At 59.7% G+C, this 2,201-nt stretch carries 2 protein-coding genes; both read right to left on the reverse strand.

Going from position 1 to position 2,201, the window contains the following annotated elements; translation table 11 throughout:
• Window positions 1-697, reverse strand: a 697-nt coding sequence (locus E8K88_RS17830; protein WP_136408012.1) for a hypothetical protein, incomplete at its 3' end; no start/stop codon positions are given.
• Window positions 698-739: 42 nt separating this feature from the next.
• Window positions 740-2,131 (reverse strand): bifunctional tetrahydrofolate synthase/dihydrofolate synthase, encoded by a 1,392-nt coding sequence (gene folC, locus E8K88_RS17835; protein ID WP_136408013.1) that lies wholly within the window; start codon window positions 2,129-2,131, stop codon window positions 740-742.
• Window positions 2,132-2,201: the final 70 nt, after the last annotated feature.

Genomic DNA, 2,201 nt, shown 5'->3' on the forward strand with positions numbered 1-2,201 from the left:
CAGGGGGCCGGACTGCTGGCGGTGGTGGCACGGCAGCAGCCACAGTCACAGCTGGCCGGGTCTCAGCAGGTTTTGCTGCGCTAGGGGCAGTGGTGGCGGTTGCCGTCGCGTTGCCTGTGCTCGCTGGTGCGGCTGGTTTGGCTGCCTCTGCTTGCGCACGCTGGCTTTGCGCACGTGCTTCCTGCGCGCGTTGTGCTGCCAGGCTGGTGGCCTCTGGCGCAGGTTTGGCAGCGGCCACAGGCTCGCGCCCGGCATTGGCTGTCTGGGCTGTCAGGGGCTTGCTAGGCGCCGCCGGGCTGGTCGATGGCGCTGGCGTGGCGGGGTTGCTCGCCGCGCCAGCAGTGGCGGCAGAGCTCACTGCTGCCGAAGGCGTGGCATTGGTATCGACCACCTCTTCGCCATCAGACAAACCGTGGCCATTCATCGCCACCTGGGTTGGCACATTCAGGCTGGGTGCGGTGTCATCACGCCCTGCCACACTGACTTTGGCATTGACTGGCAAAGGCCGTGGCTCGGTGTCAAAGAGCAGAGGAAAAACCACGATCGCCGTCAGCACCAGCAAGCAAGCGCCGATGAGCCTGTGTCTGGCTCTGCGGCGCATATCCTCGACAGAATCCAGCACACGCCGGGCTGGCCGGCTGCGCTTGGTTTTCTCTTCTGTGGCCTTCTCCGCCTTGCGAGATTCAAACAATGCCATAAATATCAAAAAGCCTTTTAGTCATCTAGCCAACCACTGGACTCAACGGTCTGACTCAGAAGAAGGGGATGTGTTGCCATCGCGCTTCCAATGCGGTGCATCCAACCTGGGAATCCCGTTGCTCAAAACACCACCGACTGTATAGAACGATCCAAAGACCACAATTCTATCAGCAGGGTCTGCCGCCCTCACAGCAGCTTCAAGTGCCAACTGCGGCGTAGCATGGGCAGATGCAGGCACTTCACGCGGGCGCTGCGCAACCATTTGTAAAGCTTGCCAGCGTTTGACCAGATCAGCCGCTTTCTCAGCCCTTGGCAGCGGCAAATCGGTGAAATACCAACGGTCGACCAGTGGCCCCATGCGCTGCATCACGGCAACCAAATCCTTGTCATGCATCGCGCCAAAAACAGCGTGGGTGACTGGGAAAAAACCCATGGCATCGAGGTTAACAGCCAACGCGGCCACAGAATGCGGGTTGTGGGCCACATCCAGCACCAAGTTCGGCTGGCCCGGCACGATTTGAAAGCGGCCTGGCACATCAACGATGGCAAAGCCTTCGCGCACAGCCTGCACGGTCACCGGCAAAATCTGGCGCAAAGCTTGGAATGCCGCCAACACGCCAGCGGCATTGATCAGCTGATTCGCACCGCGCAAGGCCGGGTATGCGAGGCCATGGAAGCGCTTGCCCCGGCCGGCCCAATTCCATTGCTGGCGGTCGCCCGAGTAATTGAAATCGCGCCCTGCCAACCACAGGTCAGCACCAATCGCCTCAGCATGGGCAATCACGGACTGAGGCGGCATCGGATCTGACACGACCACCGGTTTGCCAGCGCGCATGATGCCCGCTTTCTCTCGACCAATCGATTCACGATCCGGGCCCAAAAATTCGATGTGGTCGATGTCGATGCTGGTGATGATGGCGCAGTCGGCATCGACAATATTCGTCGCATCCAGGCGCCCACCCAAACCGACTTCCAAAATCGCCACATCCAGTTGGCTGTGGCTGAGCAAACGGGCAATGGCCAGCGTCGTGAATTCAAAATAGCTCAGCGACACCGGACCGCTGTCGCCACCGGCCGCAATACGGGCTTGTTCAACGGCCTCAAAATGCGGCACCAAGGCATCGGCCTGCACAATCTCGCCGCCGACACGGCAACGCTCTTCAAAATCCACCAGATGCGGTGAGGTGTAAACCCCTGCGCGGTAGCCGCTTTGCAGCGCAATGGCTTCGAGCATCGCGCAAGTCGAGCCTTTGCCATTGGTGCCAGCCACGGTGATGACTGGACAATCAAAATGCAGCTGCAAGGTCTGCGCCACTTTCGCTACCCGCTCCAGCCCCAACTCAATCGTCGTGGGATGGATGCGTTCACAGTAAGACAGCCATTGCGTTAAGGCAGATCCTGGGGCTGGCGCGGCAAAAGACAATTCGGACATAGTGGCAGACAAAATAGATTCAGCCGCTATTGTCCTCTAAGAACCTGTTTACGATCTTTTCGCAGTCGCG

Source organism: Lampropedia aestuarii, assembly GCF_004803635.1.
In the GTDB taxonomy this organism is placed as follows: Bacteria; Pseudomonadota; Gammaproteobacteria; order Burkholderiales; family Burkholderiaceae_C; genus Lampropedia; species Lampropedia aestuarii.